Origin of the sequence: Actinomadura coerulea, assembly GCF_014208105.1 — a bacterium.
Classification (GTDB): domain Bacteria; phylum Actinomycetota; class Actinomycetes; order Streptosporangiales; family Streptosporangiaceae; genus Spirillospora; species Spirillospora coerulea.
The window spans coordinates 6,947,373-6,960,395 of record NZ_JACHMQ010000001.1 but is presented as its reverse complement, the minus strand read 5'-3'; the positions used below and the strand labels follow the sequence as shown (position 1 = coordinate 6,960,395).

Sequence of the window (13,023 nt, the reverse complement as noted above, 5' to 3'; positions counted from 1 at the left end):
GATCAGGAGGGCTCGGGAGCGCCGTTGAAGCAGAACCGCGGCGGCGCCTTCAGGATGGGCGGCTCGGAGCCGGGAAGCTCGGCGATCTCGATGCCCTCGCGCTTCGCCATGGCCGTCACCGTGGGCAGGTGGTCGTGGTAGAAGACCGGAACCCAGCGGTCGGACGGCTCGCCGTGGCCGGCGGGCAGCTCCACCAGCCCCTCCTCCCGAGTGACGCCCGCCCGGGCGGCCACCTCGAGCGCCTCCCGCGGGTCGGCCTCCCCCACGTCCAGCGCCGCGAGCAGCGCCTCGACGGCGGGACGCTCGACGTTCCCGGCGGTCACCGCGCGCATCAGATCCTGGTAGGCCAGCGCCGACGCGGAGCCGGCCTCGCCGATGAACTCGTCCATGCGCTCGGCTCCGTCGGCCAGGATGATGGACAGACCGTCCTCCACGTGCTCGGGGAGCGGAGGCCCCTCCCAGGAGCCGTCCCACCAGCGCAGGAAGGCCACGGAGTAGTCCTCGTTGACCAGGAGGTCCTGGAGCCACTCCCAGGGAAGCCACGACGGGCCTCCGGCGAGCAGGTCGACGGGCAGGTCCTGGATGTGCGTGTCGGAGGCCTCGTTGTCGTAGCCGTACAGCAGCGCCCGGCCGCCCTCCACCCAGCGCAGGGCCCAGAAGCCGTTCCCGATGTCCTCGGTGCGCAGGGTGCCGCCGTCAATGTGGACCCGGCCGGAAGAGTCGTCGAGGTAGGGGATCATCATGGCCTTGACCACGCCCTGGGCCCAGAGCTCGGCGGGCGGCGGCACGTCGGTGGAGACTTGGTCGAACACGGCACTCCTTCTCGTCGGACCTTTACCGGCCGTCCGACGCTTGGGGAACCGGACTGGTTCCCGGACGCGCCCGCCGCGATCGCCGCCGTTCTCGCCGACGTCACCGCCTGCGGCGCATTGACCTCAACATAACTTCAGGTCCTACGGTGCCCGTACCAATGATCGTCCGACAAGGGGCACCGCGCATGACGACAGAACGAGCTTCCGACGCCGAACTGGCCGCCCAGCCGGCCGCCTACTGGACCGGACTGGCCTACGAGGCCCTCATCGCGTTCACCAGAGCCCGGCAGGCCGAACTGGGCTTCACCCAGCCCCAGTTCTGGCTGCTCCGCAACCTGTCGGAGAACGACCTCTCCCCCGACGGCCGTGGCATGACCATCCCCGAACTCCGGGAGGCGATGAAGTCCTACCTGAGGCCGGAGGACGACCTGGAGGCCGAGGCCGAGGTCCTCCTGGAGCACGGCAGGCTGACCCGCGACGGCGAAGGACGCCTGTGGATCACCGAAGAGGGAGAGAAGGCCCGAACAGAAGTGAAGCGCCACGCCCCCGAGATCCGCGCCCGCATCCACCAGGGCATAGACGACGCCGACTACGTCACCGCCCTGAAGGTGCTCCAGCAGATGATCCGCAACACCGACACCCCGAGGCAGACCACACAAGTTGATGAGTAGAGACCGGCGGCCAAACCCGCGCGAATCACGCGCCTGAGGAGTGGCTCCAGCCAAAAAAGGGACCCACTCCTCCAAGGGATCCGCCCGACACCAAGCCATCGGCTTCCAGGGCGTGAGTCGGAAAGTGACGTCTCAGCCGGATTCCGAGTCCCCGCCAGCCGACGGACCGGTCAAAACGCGGGTCAGCAGGTCACGAAGGTGCTTCTGGTCGGGGCCAGGGAGCTCGAAGAAGGTCCGGGCCAGCGCGTGGGACCTGGAGCGCAACTCCCGGCGCTTGTGCTCTCCGGCCTCGGTCAGCACCACATGCTTGACGCGGCGGTCGCCCGGGGCGGGCTGGCGGGTGACCAGGCCGCGGCGTTCCAGGCCGTCCACGATGCCGGTGACGTTCGACGGTTCGCATGAGAGCCAGTCGGCCAGCTCACGCATCGGGGCGGGCCCGGCCAGGTTGGTCAGGACGAGCGCCTGGGCCGGAGGAAGCCCGAGTTCCGCCGCGGCGGCGTTGAACTGGGCGCGCAGCCGCCCCGTGACCTCGAAGACCAGGCCGCTCAGGTCAGCCACGACCGCATCCGCTTCGGTACCGGCATCAGCGTCGGCGTTGGGGCTCATGCCGCCAGCATAGCCAGCCATTAAGCAACCTAACTGTTCAGCTCCTGAAACACCTGCTACGATCCGCCACACGAGAAAGTTAAGTTCCTCAACTATCGAGCAGCTGAAGGAGACGTCGCGATGGCGCAAGTCAGCACGCGCGGACACGCCGGCCTCAGAAGTCCACGACGCGCACGGGCACTCGCCGTGGCGGGCGCGGTCGCGGCCGCGCTGGCGGTCTGGGCGGTCGGAGAACCACTGCTGGGCCACGACCTGGCCGTCCAGCAGAAGGGCCAGGAGCCCCGAGACCTCGGAGCGGCCGCCATCGGCGTCTTCGCGCTGGCCCCGTCGCTGCTCGGCTGGGCACTGCTGGCCGCGCTGGAGCGGGTGACGCCGCTGGCGGCCCGGATCTGGACGGCCATCGCCCTCACCCTGCTAGCGGCGTCGTTCCTGCCCGTCATCGGCGTGCAGGCCTCCGGCGGGACCAAAACGGTGCTCGCCCTCACCCACCTGGCCGTCGGAGCCGTCCTCATCCCCGTCTTCTGGCGGACGGCCACATCTCGCAGCGCCGACCCGGGGAGCAAGCGATGACAGCCCCCGAGGACGAGGTCTTCGACAGCCCCACCCCCTGGGTCGCCGACCACATCCGCGCCTACCTCGAGACCGACGGCGCCCAAGGCCACCTCTACCAGGGCTGGCCGACGCTGCTGCTCACAACACGAGGCCGCCGATCCGGCAAACTGCGCCGCACCGCGCTGATCTACGGCCGGGACCAGGACCGGTACCTGCTGGTGGCCTCCAACGCCGGCGCCGTCCAGCCCCCCGCCTGGTACCTCAACCTCACCGCACACCCGCACGTGACCGTGCAGCTCGGAGCCGACACCTTCACCGCACGGGCCCGCACCGCCACCCCGCAGGAGAAACCACCGCTCTGGGCCCAGATGAGCTCGATCTTTCCCCTCTACGACAGCTACCAGGCCACCTCCAAACGAGACATCCCAGTGGTGATCCTGGACCAAACCACCCCCTGACTCGCTCCGGGAGCGGCGGCCCCGCCGCGCGACGACGGCGGTTTCCAGCTCACGATGAGGACGCCCGGTGCCACCTGAGGAGGAATCCGAAGACCTGGCACGCCTGGGCCGTGTTTCGAAGTAGGTGGAGCCATTCGTTGATGGCGGTGATCTCCAGGGTGGCCTGGTAGCGGACGGAGAGCTTGTCGTATCGGGTGGCCACGGCCCGGTGGCGCTTGAGGCGGTTGATGCCGCACTCGACGGCGTGGCGGCCACGGTAATCGACCGGGTCGAAGGCGGGTGGGCGGCCGCCGCGGCGGCCTCGCCGCTGCCGGTGGCCCGCCTGGTCGGCCGGCACCGGGATCGTGCCCGCGATACCGCGGCGGCGCAGGTGAGCACGGATCGCCCGGGAGGAGTAGGCCTTATCGGCCCAGACCCGGAGTGGCCGGGTCCGGGGACGACCCCGACCAGGCCGGGCGACCCTGATCCCGGCCATCACCGCCTCGAACTGCGGGGCGTCGCCCCGCTGCCCGGCCGTCACCACCAGCGACAACGGTTTCTGGCCCTGCTCACAGGCCAGATGCACCTTGGTCGACAGCCCGCCGCGGGAACGGCCCAGTGCGTGATCGTCCGGCTCGGTGGCTGTGCCGCCTGGCGGCTCGCGCTGCAGATCGCCCCGTCGCCGGGCACCGGCGGCGTGCTGATGGGCCCGCATGATCGTGGAGTCGACGTTCACCTCCCAGGTGATCAACCCGGCCGCGTCCGCCCGCGTCTGCAGCCCGGCCAGGATGCGCGCCCAGGTGCCTTCACGCTGCCAGCGGCGGAACAACCCGTAGACCGCCTGCCAGGAGCCGTAGCATTCGGGCACGTCCCGCCAGGGTGCACCGGTCCGTACCCGCCAACGGATCCCGTCGATGAGCTGCCGCTTGGTCCATCTCGACGGTCGACCCGATCGCCTGGGAACGGGCAGCAGCGGCCCCAGGATCGCCCATTGCGCGTCGGTCAGGTCGAACCGCCTCGTCACCGCTAGGGTGGCCACGAGGTCTCCGGTTATGGGTTCTTCTTGGTCGATGAAACCATCTACCGGAGACCTCACTGCGTCCGGCTCACAACACGCCGACACTCACCCCACTTCGAAACACGCCCTAGTGTTCTGCGCCTGAAATCCGTTGCAGATATCGGGCGAGGGAGTCGAGGATCTCTTCGGCGGTCTTGGTCCATACGAACGGTTTGGGGTTGGTGTTCCATTGCTGGACCCAGGCGCGTACGTCGGCTTCGAGGGCTTGGACGCTTTTGTGGACGCCGCGTTGGGTGAGTTGGGTGGTGAGGTAGGCGAACCAGCGTTCGACCTGGTTGAGCCAGGACGACCCGGTCGGTGTGAAGTGCAGGTGGAAGCGGGGGTGGCGGGCCAGCCAGTCGTGCACGAGCGGTGTCTTGTGGGTGGCCAGGTTGTCGCAGACAAGGTGCACCTCCAACTCGGCTGGCACGGCCTTGTCGATCGCGACCAGGAACTTTTTGAACTCAGTCGCGCGGTGCCGGCGGTGCAGTTCGGTGATGACGGTCCCGTCAGCGATGTTGAAGGCGGCGAACAGGCTGGTGGTCCCGTGCCGGGCGTAGTCGTGGGTGCGCCGCTCGGGCATGCCCGGCATCATCGGCAGCACCGGCTGTGACCGGTCCAGGGCCTGCATCTGCGACTTTTCGTCCACGCACAGCACCACGGCCCGCTCGGGCGGGTGGTGGTAGAGCCCGACCACGTCCACGACCTTCTCCACGAACAGCGGGTCGGTGGAGATCTTGAAGGTGTCGGCCCGGTGCGGTTTGAGGTCGAACCGGCGCCAGATCCGCCCGATGGTGGACTTGCTCAGCCCGGTGCGCTCGGCCATTGAGGCCCTGGACCAGTGCGTGGAGTTCGGCGGGGTCTGCTCCAACGTCAGCGTGACCACCTCCTGCACCTTGTCCAGCAGGATCGAGGGCGGACGGCCGGGGCGGGGCTCATCGGCCAGCCCGGCCAGGCCGTGCTCGATGAACCGGTGGCGCCACTTGGCCACCGTCGGCGGCGAGACGCCCAGCTCAGCGGCCACATGCGTATGGAAGGCCCCCGGCTGTGCGCAGGCCAGCACGATCCGGCACCGCAACGCATACGCCTGCGTCGAGGTCGCCGCCCGGGCCCCGCGCTCCAACTCCGCCCGCTCGGCCGCGGTCACTGAAAACGGCTGCTTCGGCCGCCCCGTCCTCGCCATCGGCCCAGCATAGATTTACACAACAGATTTCAGGCGCAGAATACTAGCTCAGAAGCCGAGGGGAGCGACCAAGGAAGCGACGACCAGTGGTTCGTCAGGACGCAGGCAGAAGCCCGTCCCACGGAGCACGAGCGGAGGACGAGGAAAGCAATGCCCTCCCACCGCAATCACCACCAGGGCGGTATTGCCCAACGAGCGGCGGCCACCGCACTGACCACGGCTGACCGGCCAACCTAAGCGGCCAGGATGCCTACCAGGCGTCCCAACACTGCGGCGTGCGACTTGCCAGCGAGCACGATTCGGGAGATCCGAGCCACCGCGAGAACCAGCCGCGGCCAGGCTTTTCGTCAGGTCAGACCTCGGCAAGGTTCGGCGAGCGCGATCACCGAGGGCGGCGTGAGGGTAGTCGTAGCCAACGGGCGTGCCTGTGGCGGCCAAGCAGGATTCCGAGCCCGCGAGCCACGCTGACCACCGCGTCGCACAGTGTGGTGCGGCGGCTGGTCATGACGGCCAGGCGCCCAGGCCTCGGCGGAGCACGTTCGCTGGTCCAGTACGCGGCGCAACGCACCCAGCGATGCGCGCACTGCCGCGAGACTGCTCTACGGGCTGCTCGACCTGTCATCGACCTGCAACTCACGGCTGCCCAGGCGCTCGACGACGGGCACGCGGCGGACGATGTCGCGCGAATCGGCATAGTCCAGGAAGACCTCCAAACCAGATAGGCACAGCTCTCCCACCTCCACCCGGAGGTCTTCGCTTTACTCCACCGCCAGCTCGGCGCGTCACCGCCAGAGCGGGCAGCACATCGGGGCAGCTGTCGGCAGCGGCGACCACCTCATGGCCGCCCGCGTCCAGGAGCACGGCCCGGCCCTCTAGACGATCATCGGGTGCCCGGGCAGTCCCCCGGGGGCCGCCTCCGACAGTTGAGGCTGAGTACGGGCAGGCGGGTGACCGGAGTTCGCTCCGGTGCATGGGCGCGGGGTCTCACGCGGCTTGAGCCCAGGGTGGGGGTCGTCCGGACACGTTGATCGTGTGAACTGCCGCTGTGTCGGGTGGGTGAAGACGGTAGAGGTAGCGACCGTCTTGATTGCGAGTGATGTGGATGCGGTGGGGGTGGGTGTGTTTGTAGCGGTTGTGCCAGCCGCAGCAGAGCGTGAGTTGGTCGATGTCGGTGGGTGCGCCGAGGGCCCAGCCGTAAACGTGGTCGATCTCGCAGAGGGTGCCGGGGACTTGGCAGCCTTGGACGGCGCAGGTCGGGTTGAGGGCTTCCAGTACGCGACGTTGGGCGGGAGTGGCGAAGCGTTGGGTGCGGCCGAGGTAGAGGGGGTGGCCGCCGACGCCGAGCAGGAGGGGTGAAATGCCCGCGTTGAAGGCGATGCGGCGGGCTTGAGCGGCGGGGATCGTGGTGCCATCGGGCAGGCGGGCCGGGGTGGTGCCGCCAGTAAGGGTGTCCAGGTCACAGATGAGGGTGACCTTTGTGGCTTTGTGGCCGCCGGACAGAACGGATGCGAGTGCGGCGGCGGTGCGTTCGGGGAGGTCGCGGTTGTCGTCGGGTCCGGCGGGTCTGGCCAGGGGGCCGAGGGTGCCGTCCCAGATGGCGGCGTCTTCGGCGTTGAGCCAGCCTTTGATGTAGCGGCCGCCGTCCAGGGAGCGGGTCGCCTGGATCCAGGAACGCTCGTAGCCGCGTTTGGCCTCGGCGGGCTCGGGGTCGCTGTCGTCGCGTTCGGTGATGACCTCGCGGATCCGTTTGCCGAAGGCGGCGACCTTCCCGGCGCAGAAGCCCTGGTCGACCATGCCCAACAGGACCTCTTCGGCGGCGGCGCAGTCGGTGTCGTGCAGCCGGTTGACCGCCGTGGCGATGGTGGCGGCGTGGCCGGTGGGCAGGTCACCGGCTGCCCATCGAGCGGCGAGTTGGGTGAGACGGGGGCGCTGGCGAGCCAGGGCGAGGCGTTCCCTGGCGCGGGCGTCGCGCATGCCGAGCCGGTTGCGCAGCCACGCCTGAGTGGAGGGGAACCCCCACTTCTGCACTTCTCGGCCGGAATCGACCACGCCGACGAGCCCGGCGAGTGCCGCTTCGTTCATGTCGCCGGCGCGGGCGAGGGTTTCGGCGAGCTGCATACACGCCGCCGCCGATTCGGGCGGCGTGCGTCGAGCGAGTTCGGCCGCGATCACAGACGCGGCGTTCACCAATTCCATGGTGGACGTCTCGTCCAGATCAATCGCAGCCAACTCCATACCTCAATGGTACCTCCTTGACCGCCTCTTTAACCTTCCAACGCACAGTAGATTCGAACGAATTATCGAACCTATTAGGCAAATGACCCCCACCTCTCCCATACAAGACATTGAGCCCAAGCATCATTTTTGGGGCAGCACACCAACCCCACGCCCCCACTCCGTGGCTCCGTCTCCGGCGCTCCGACTCCCGCTACCGCGCTCTTGGCCGGGGTGGGGGCGGCGCGTCGGGCGGGGGCAGGCGGAGCCTGCCCGACGAAAGCTGCACCAGGGGCCGCAGAGGCTCCGAAGTCAAGGGTGGGACGAAGTCCCATCGCGAAGCGACGCCGAAGGCGCCCTTGACTTCGGAGGGGCGGCCCCGTACGCAGCGCCGCCCCCACCACGTCCGAACAACTCAGCACGAACGAGGGAGCCCGGCACGAATGACGACTCGGCACGAACGACGAACTCGGCACGAACGACGAACTCGGCACGAATGACGAACCAACGCGGACAAGGAACTCGGCACGGATAACCCGACACCACAGAAGAACTGACTTATAGGACGCTCAAGACCTCGCCGAAACCACTCCCGTGCTCGGGTCGATGAGAACGCGGCGCGCCCTTCCACCGGAGAAGTCGAACATCGAGTTCAGAGTATTGGCACGGGTGTCGAAGGAGGCGTCTCCGATGCGGCCAACACCCCAATTGTCCTCAATGAGGCGCAGGATCGATGCCTGCTCCACAGGACGATGGTCCACGTAGTTCACCTTGGCGTACGGCGAGATCAAGATCAGGGGTAGGCGCTGGCTGGGCCCGCATCGGTCCTGGTAGCCCCCGACCGCCCCGACCTTTCGGCAAGCCGGCGCGTCCTGCGCGGGGTCGTTCGAACCGTTCGTGATGTGCGGCGGGGCGTGGTCGTACCAGCCGTCGGAGTCGTCGTAGGCGAGGATCACCGCCGTGGAAGCCCATTCAGGTGACTTCTGGATCGCGTTGACGGTGGACGCGACGAACCTCTGCTCGTCCAAAGGGTCCGAGTAGCCGGCGTGACCGTCCTGGTAGGCGGGAGCCTTGAGGAAGGAGACCGCCGGCATGTGGTGGGCGGCGAGGGCGGCATGGAAGTCGGCCAGGTCGTACTGGTGGTTGGCCTGGTCGGTGTGGCCGATCGCAGCCACGTCTGACGGAGGCAGATGCTTCTCGTTCGCCGTCGACTTGTAGTACTGGAACGGCTCGTGGTGCGGGCTGTAGTCGATGACCCGGTTCTTGCCGATGTTGGCATGCGCGGCACCGCAGACCTTGTAGCCGTCCCTTATGCCGGTCGGACGGAACCCGCCCTGGAACCACCCCCACGTCACGTGCTTCGCGTTCAGCAGGTCGCCGATGTTGCGACCGGTCATGACGGTGAGGTTGTTGCCGGACGCATGGCTGTTGCCGGAGCAGTCGTCGAAGGCCGGATCAGGGTCGCTGATGACCGTGCCCACGCCATCCCCGTCCGGAGACGAGACCACGGACGGATCCGAAACTCTCTGGTGCGTCTTCGGATCGACCGCGTAGCCGCCGTGCGTCTGCCCTGAGACGAGATTGAGGGCGCCCGGGGTGGACGGCCCGAACACTGAATCCCAGGAGTCGTCGCTCATCGCATAGTTCTGCGCGTAGTTCCACATGGCGGTGACGGTGTTGCCGTCGAAGTAGTCCATGACGAGGCCGGGACTCCCGAAGAGGGGCCTGCCACTGCACTCACCGCGCTCGGTGAACTCGACGAACTTGTCCATGCGGCCGCCGTTGACCGCCTTCTGCTCGGCGGCATAGCCGTGGTCCTGGTCACATGTGAGGGCCTGGGAAGGACCAAGCCGCTTTGGGTTGTACCGGTTGGGGTTCCTCTTCAGGAGCTCGCCGCTCAGTCCGTTGACCTTCGGTGTCCTCTCCGCAGCATGGAACGGAGTGCCGTCGGTGTCGGCGGCCTTCGGGTACGTCCCGAAGTAGTGGTCGAAGGAGACGTTCTCTCCGTAGATCACGACGACGTGCTCGATCGGGCTACGCGCCTCTGCCGTAGTGCGCATGGAAGGAGCGGTTTCCTCGCCGCCCCCGCAGCCGGCACTCAGAGCCACGACCGCGCCGACCACGACCATGGACGCGGCCAGCACCGGGGGCTTGCACATCTCTCCACCACCCCAAGGACCTAGACGACCTACGAACGAACCCATCCCCGAACGAACCCCGCATCGAACGAACCCCGCATCGAACCAACCCTGTCCCGAACCAACCCGGTCCGCACGGGCCCACCCTGTACGAAGCCGCACGGTCTCCGTACGAACCCACCGACTGGACGAGGCGGCAATCGATCTATATGAGCGATGCCCTGCCGAAGAAGTCCGCGCGGCAGAATCATGATCAACGAAGCCTGGGAAGGGCCCTGAGGTGATCGAACAGCCCGAGCCCGCAGAGCGACTCTGTCACCGTGGCTGTGGCCATGACCCGGCTTGTGAGCGGGACCGGGCCACGGCTGGGACTGAGCTCCAGAACCGTGGCCGGAACCGTGGCTGTGGCAGGGACGGTGGCCGGGACCGTGAAAGAGGCCGGGCCCAGACCGAGGCCGAGCCTGGGACTGTTACCGGAACCGTGGCGGTGATCGGAACCCAGGCCGTGACTCGATCGGGACCGATGCCGTGGCCCGGCCCGTGGCGGTTGCCGGGGGCGGGGTCGGGGACGGGGCCCGGATCGTGGTTGGGGTCGATCGAAGCGGGGTTAGCCGAAGCGGCCGGTGATGTAGTCCTCGGTGGCCTTCTGTTCGGGGTTTGCGAAGATCTTGCTGGTGTCATCGATCTCGATGAGCTTGCCGGGCTTGCCGGTCCCCGCGATGTTGAAGAAGGCGGTGCGGTCGCTGACCCGGGCGGCCTGCTGCATGTTGTGCGTGACGATCACGATCGTGTACTGCGTCTTCAGCTTCTCGATCAGGTCCTCGATCGCGAGGGTGGAGATCGGGTCGAGCGCCGAGCACGGCTCGTCCATCAGCAGCACCTGCGGCTGGACGGCGATCGCGCGGGCGATGCACAGCCGCTGCTGCTGCCCGCCCGACAGGCCGGCGCCGGGCTTGGCGAGCCGGTCCTTGACCTCGTTCCACAGGTTGGCCCCGCGCAGCGACTCCTCGACGACCTCGTCCAGCCGGCCCTTGCGGCGGACACCGTTCAGCTTCAGCCCGGCGGCCACGTTGTCGTAGATCGACATGGTGGGGAACGGGTTGGGCCGCTGGAACACCATCCCGACGACGCGCCGCACGGCGACCGGGTCGACGGCCGAGTCGTACAGGTCCTCCTCGTCCAGCATGACCTTGCCCTCGACGCGCGCGCCGGGGATGACCTCGTGCATCCGGTTGAGGGTGCGCAGGAACGTGGACTTGCCGCAGCCCGACGGCCCGATGAACGCCGTCACCGAGCGCGGCTCGATCGTCATCGAGATGTCCTCGATGGCGTGGACGCCGCCATAGTAGGCGTGCAGCCCGGATACCTCGATCCGCTTGGCCATGGGGTCAGGGTTCCTTTCTCTGGATCAGCGGGCTCCGCGAATGCGCGGCTGCCGGGTCAGGAGGGGGTCAGCGCCCCGCGGGCGCCTTGCGCCGCGCGACGAGCCGGGCGACCAGGTTGAGCACCATGATGATCCCGATCAGCACGAGCGCCCCCGTCCAGGCCCGGTCGATCGAGTTCTGGCTGGGGTCGGCGGCCTGCTCCCAGATGAAGGTGGGCAGCGAGGCCTGCGCGCCGTTGAACGGGTCGTTGTTGATCGCCTTGGTGAAGAAGATCGTGAGCAGCAGCGGCGCCGTCTCGCCCATCACGCGGGCGACGGCGAGCATCACGCCGGTGACGATGCCGGTCATCGCGGTCGGGAGGACGACGAAGCAGACCGTCCGCCAGCGCGGCACCCCGAGCGCGTAGGACGCCTCGCGCAGATCGTTCGGGACGAGCTTGAGCATCTCCTCGGTCGCCCGCACCACCGTCGGGATCATGAGGATCGTCAGGGCGAGGGATCCGGCGAGCCCGGAGAAGTCGAACCCGAAGGTCAGCAGCCACAGCGCCAGCACGAACAGCCCGGCGACGATGGACGGGATGCCGGTCATCACGTCCACGGTGAAGCTGATCACCTTGCCAAGGCGGCCGTTCCCGGCGTACTCGACCAGGTAGACGGCGGTGAGCACGGCGATCGGCACGGCGATCAGGCTGGTGATCAGCACCTGCTCCAGCGTGCCGATGATCGCGTGGTAGGCGCCGCCGCCGGCGTCGCTGCCGCTGACGGCGTTCATCGAGAACTGGAAGAACGTCGGGTCGAGGCGCTCGGCGCCGTTCACGATGACGGTCCACAGCACCGACACCAGCGGGATGAGCGCCAGCGCGAACGCGAGGTAGACCAGGCCCTGGACGACCCGGTCCTTGATCTTGCGCCCGGCCGACACCGGCGCCAGCCGGGCACCGGGGGCGGGCTTGCGGGTGGAGACGGCGGTCACACGAACTCCTTCCGGCGCGCGACGACCGCGCGGGCGGCCATGTTCACGAGCAGGGTGATCACGAACAGCACCAGGCCGGAGGCGATGAGGGCGCCGCGGCCGGTGGTGGACGCCTCGGCGAAGCTGTTGGCGATGTTGGAGGCGAACGTGGCGCCGCCGTTCTCCAGCAGGTGGATGTTGATCCCGGGCACGAAGGTGAGGACCATCGCGACCGCGATCGTCTCGCCCATGGCGCGGCCGAGCCCGAGCATGGCGCCGCCGATCATGCCGGAGCGGCCGTAGGGCAGCACCGCCAGCCGGATCGTCTCCCAGCGGGTGGCGCCGAGGGCGAGCGCGGCCTCCACGTTGGCCCGCGGCACCTGCAGGAACACCTCGCGCGAGATCGACGAGATGATCGGCAGGATCATGATCGCGAGCACCACGGAGGCGGTGAAGATCGAGCTCTTGCCGGGCGAGTCGCCCCCGAACAGCGGGATCCAGCCGAGGACCGAGTTCAGGAACTTGCTGATCCCCTCCATGTGCTGGGACAGGAAGGCCAGACCCCAGAGCCCGTAGACGATGCTCGGCACCGCCGCGAGCAGGTCCACGACGTACCCGAGCCCGGAGGCGAGCCGCCGCGGCGAGTAGAAGGAGATGAACAGCGCGATGCCGACCGCGACCGGCGTCGCGATGAGCATCGCCAGCAGCGACGACACGACCGTCCCGAACGCGAGCTGCGCGATGCCGAACCGCGGCGGCGCCGCGTTCGGGTTCCACTCCTCGGCGGTCAGGAAGTTGGCCTTGTTGTCCTGCAGCGCCGGGACGGCCTTCCACACGAGGAAGACCGCGATCGCGGCCATGATCAGCAGCACGATGATGCCGGAGCCGCGGGCCGCCGAGACGAAGATCTTGTCTCCGGCCCGTCCGGTGCTCATCCGCCTCGCGGCGGCACGGCGGTCGACGCCGGCGGCCGCGCCGACGCCGGTCTCGCTCATCACGGGACGTCCTCCTTCGATC

11 protein-coding genes and 1 pseudogene are annotated in these 13,023 nt (G+C 68.3%); 3 read left to right on the top strand and 9 right to left on the bottom strand.

Features of this window, described 5'->3' with window-relative positions:
* Window positions 1–2: 2 nt before the first annotated feature.
* Window positions 3–812, bottom strand: coding sequence for a hypothetical protein (locus BKA00_RS32300; protein WP_185031478.1), 810 nt, complete (start codon window positions 810–812; stop codon window positions 3–5).
* 185 nt (window positions 813–997) lie between these two features.
* Here BKA00_RS32300 and BKA00_RS32295 point away from each other — a divergent pair, with 185 nt between their 5' ends.
* Window positions 998–1,483, top strand: a complete 486-nt coding sequence (locus tag BKA00_RS32295) for a MarR family transcriptional regulator (protein ID WP_185031476.1) — start codon at window positions 998–1,000, stop codon at window positions 1,481–1,483.
* 132 nt (window positions 1,484–1,615) lie between these two features.
* Here the strand turns inward: BKA00_RS32295 and BKA00_RS32290 are convergent, their stop codons facing one another.
* Window positions 1,616–2,089: a MarR family winged helix-turn-helix transcriptional regulator gene (locus BKA00_RS32290; RefSeq protein ID WP_185031474.1), complete on the bottom strand. Its 474-nt coding sequence runs from the start codon at window positions 2,087–2,089 to the stop codon at window positions 1,616–1,618.
* Between the two features lie 120 nt (window positions 2,090–2,209).
* On the opposite strand from BKA00_RS32290, the gene BKA00_RS32285 reads away from it, so the two are divergent.
* Window positions 2,210–2,659: a DUF6069 family protein gene (locus BKA00_RS32285; protein WP_185031472.1), complete on the top strand. Its 450-nt coding sequence runs from the start codon at window positions 2,210–2,212 to the stop codon at window positions 2,657–2,659.
* Complete coding sequence (locus BKA00_RS32280) at window positions 2,656–3,099, top strand: nitroreductase family deazaflavin-dependent oxidoreductase (protein ID WP_185031470.1); 444 nt, start codon at window positions 2,656–2,658, stop codon at window positions 3,097–3,099. Before BKA00_RS32285 ends, BKA00_RS32280 begins: the two co-directional genes overlap by 4 nt.
* Window positions 3,100–3,226: 127 nt before the next feature.
* Here BKA00_RS32280 and BKA00_RS32275 read toward each other — a convergent pair.
* The 7 genes and pseudogenes from BKA00_RS32275 to pstC all read right to left on the bottom strand — a co-directional run.
* Window positions 3,227–4,102: pseudogene (locus BKA00_RS32275) on the bottom strand (IS5 family transposase); the annotation flags it as partial.
* A gap of 121 nt (window positions 4,103–4,223) precedes the next feature.
* A complete protein-coding gene (locus BKA00_RS32270; protein WP_185031467.1) occupies window positions 4,224–5,318 on the bottom strand; it encodes an IS630 family transposase in 1,095 nt (364 codons plus the stop codon).
* A 984-nt stretch (window positions 5,319–6,302) separates the two neighbouring features.
* Complete coding sequence (locus BKA00_RS32265; RefSeq protein ID WP_185031465.1) at window positions 6,303–7,553, bottom strand: HNH endonuclease signature motif containing protein; 1,251 nt, start codon at window positions 7,551–7,553, stop codon at window positions 6,303–6,305.
* 548 nt (window positions 7,554–8,101) lie between these two features.
* Window positions 8,102–9,691, bottom strand: a complete 1,590-nt coding sequence (locus BKA00_RS32260; RefSeq protein WP_185031463.1) for a phospholipase C — start codon at window positions 9,689–9,691, stop codon at window positions 8,102–8,104.
* Between the two features lie 586 nt (window positions 9,692–10,277).
* The gene (gene pstB, locus BKA00_RS32255) at window positions 10,278–11,054 is read right to left on the bottom strand and encodes a phosphate ABC transporter ATP-binding protein PstB (RefSeq protein WP_185031461.1); all 777 of its coding nucleotides are present in this window, start codon (window positions 11,052–11,054) and stop codon (window positions 10,278–10,280) included.
* 67 nt (window positions 11,055–11,121) lie between these two features.
* Window positions 11,122–12,027 carry a phosphate ABC transporter permease PstA gene (pstA, locus tag BKA00_RS32250; protein WP_185031459.1) on the bottom strand — a complete coding sequence of 302 codons (906 nt, stop codon included), beginning with the start codon at window positions 12,025–12,027 and terminating at the stop codon, window positions 11,122–11,124.
* The gene (pstC, locus tag BKA00_RS32245) at window positions 12,024–13,001 is read right to left on the bottom strand and encodes a phosphate ABC transporter permease subunit PstC (RefSeq protein ID WP_185031457.1); all 978 of its coding nucleotides are present in this window, start codon (window positions 12,999–13,001) and stop codon (window positions 12,024–12,026) included. The genes pstA and pstC overlap by 4 nt, the downstream gene beginning before the upstream one ends.
* Between the last annotated feature and the right edge of the window lie 22 nt (window positions 13,002–13,023).

Bases quoted from the DNA above. Each gene is read 5' to 3' on its own strand.
- BKA00_RS32295 (WP_185031476.1), top strand. From the start codon at position 998: ATGACGACAGAACGAGCTTCCGACGCCGAACTGGCCGCCCAGCCGGCC.
- BKA00_RS32290 (WP_185031474.1), bottom strand. From the start codon at position 2,089: ATGAGCCCCAACGCCGACGCTGATGCCGGTACCGAAGCGGATGCGGTC.
- BKA00_RS32285 (WP_185031472.1), top strand. From the start codon at position 2,210: ATGGCGCAAGTCAGCACGCGCGGACACGCCGGCCTCAGAAGTCCACGA.
- BKA00_RS32280 (WP_185031470.1), top strand. From the start codon at position 2,656: ATGACAGCCCCCGAGGACGAGGTCTTCGACAGCCCCACCCCCTGGGTC.
- BKA00_RS32270 (WP_185031467.1), bottom strand. From the start codon at position 5,318: ATGGCGAGGACGGGGCGGCCGAAGCAGCCGTTTTCAGTGACCGCGGCC.
- BKA00_RS32265 (WP_185031465.1), bottom strand. From the start codon at position 7,553: ATGGAGTTGGCTGCGATTGATCTGGACGAGACGTCCACCATGGAATTG.
- BKA00_RS32260 (WP_185031463.1), bottom strand. From the start codon at position 9,691: ATGTGCAAGCCCCCGGTGCTGGCCGCGTCCATGGTCGTGGTCGGCGCG.
- pstB (WP_185031461.1), bottom strand. From the start codon at position 11,054: ATGGCCAAGCGGATCGAGGTATCCGGGCTGCACGCCTACTATGGCGGC.
- pstC (WP_185031457.1), bottom strand. From the start codon at position 13,001: ATGAGCGAGACCGGCGTCGGCGCGGCCGCCGGCGTCGACCGCCGTGCC.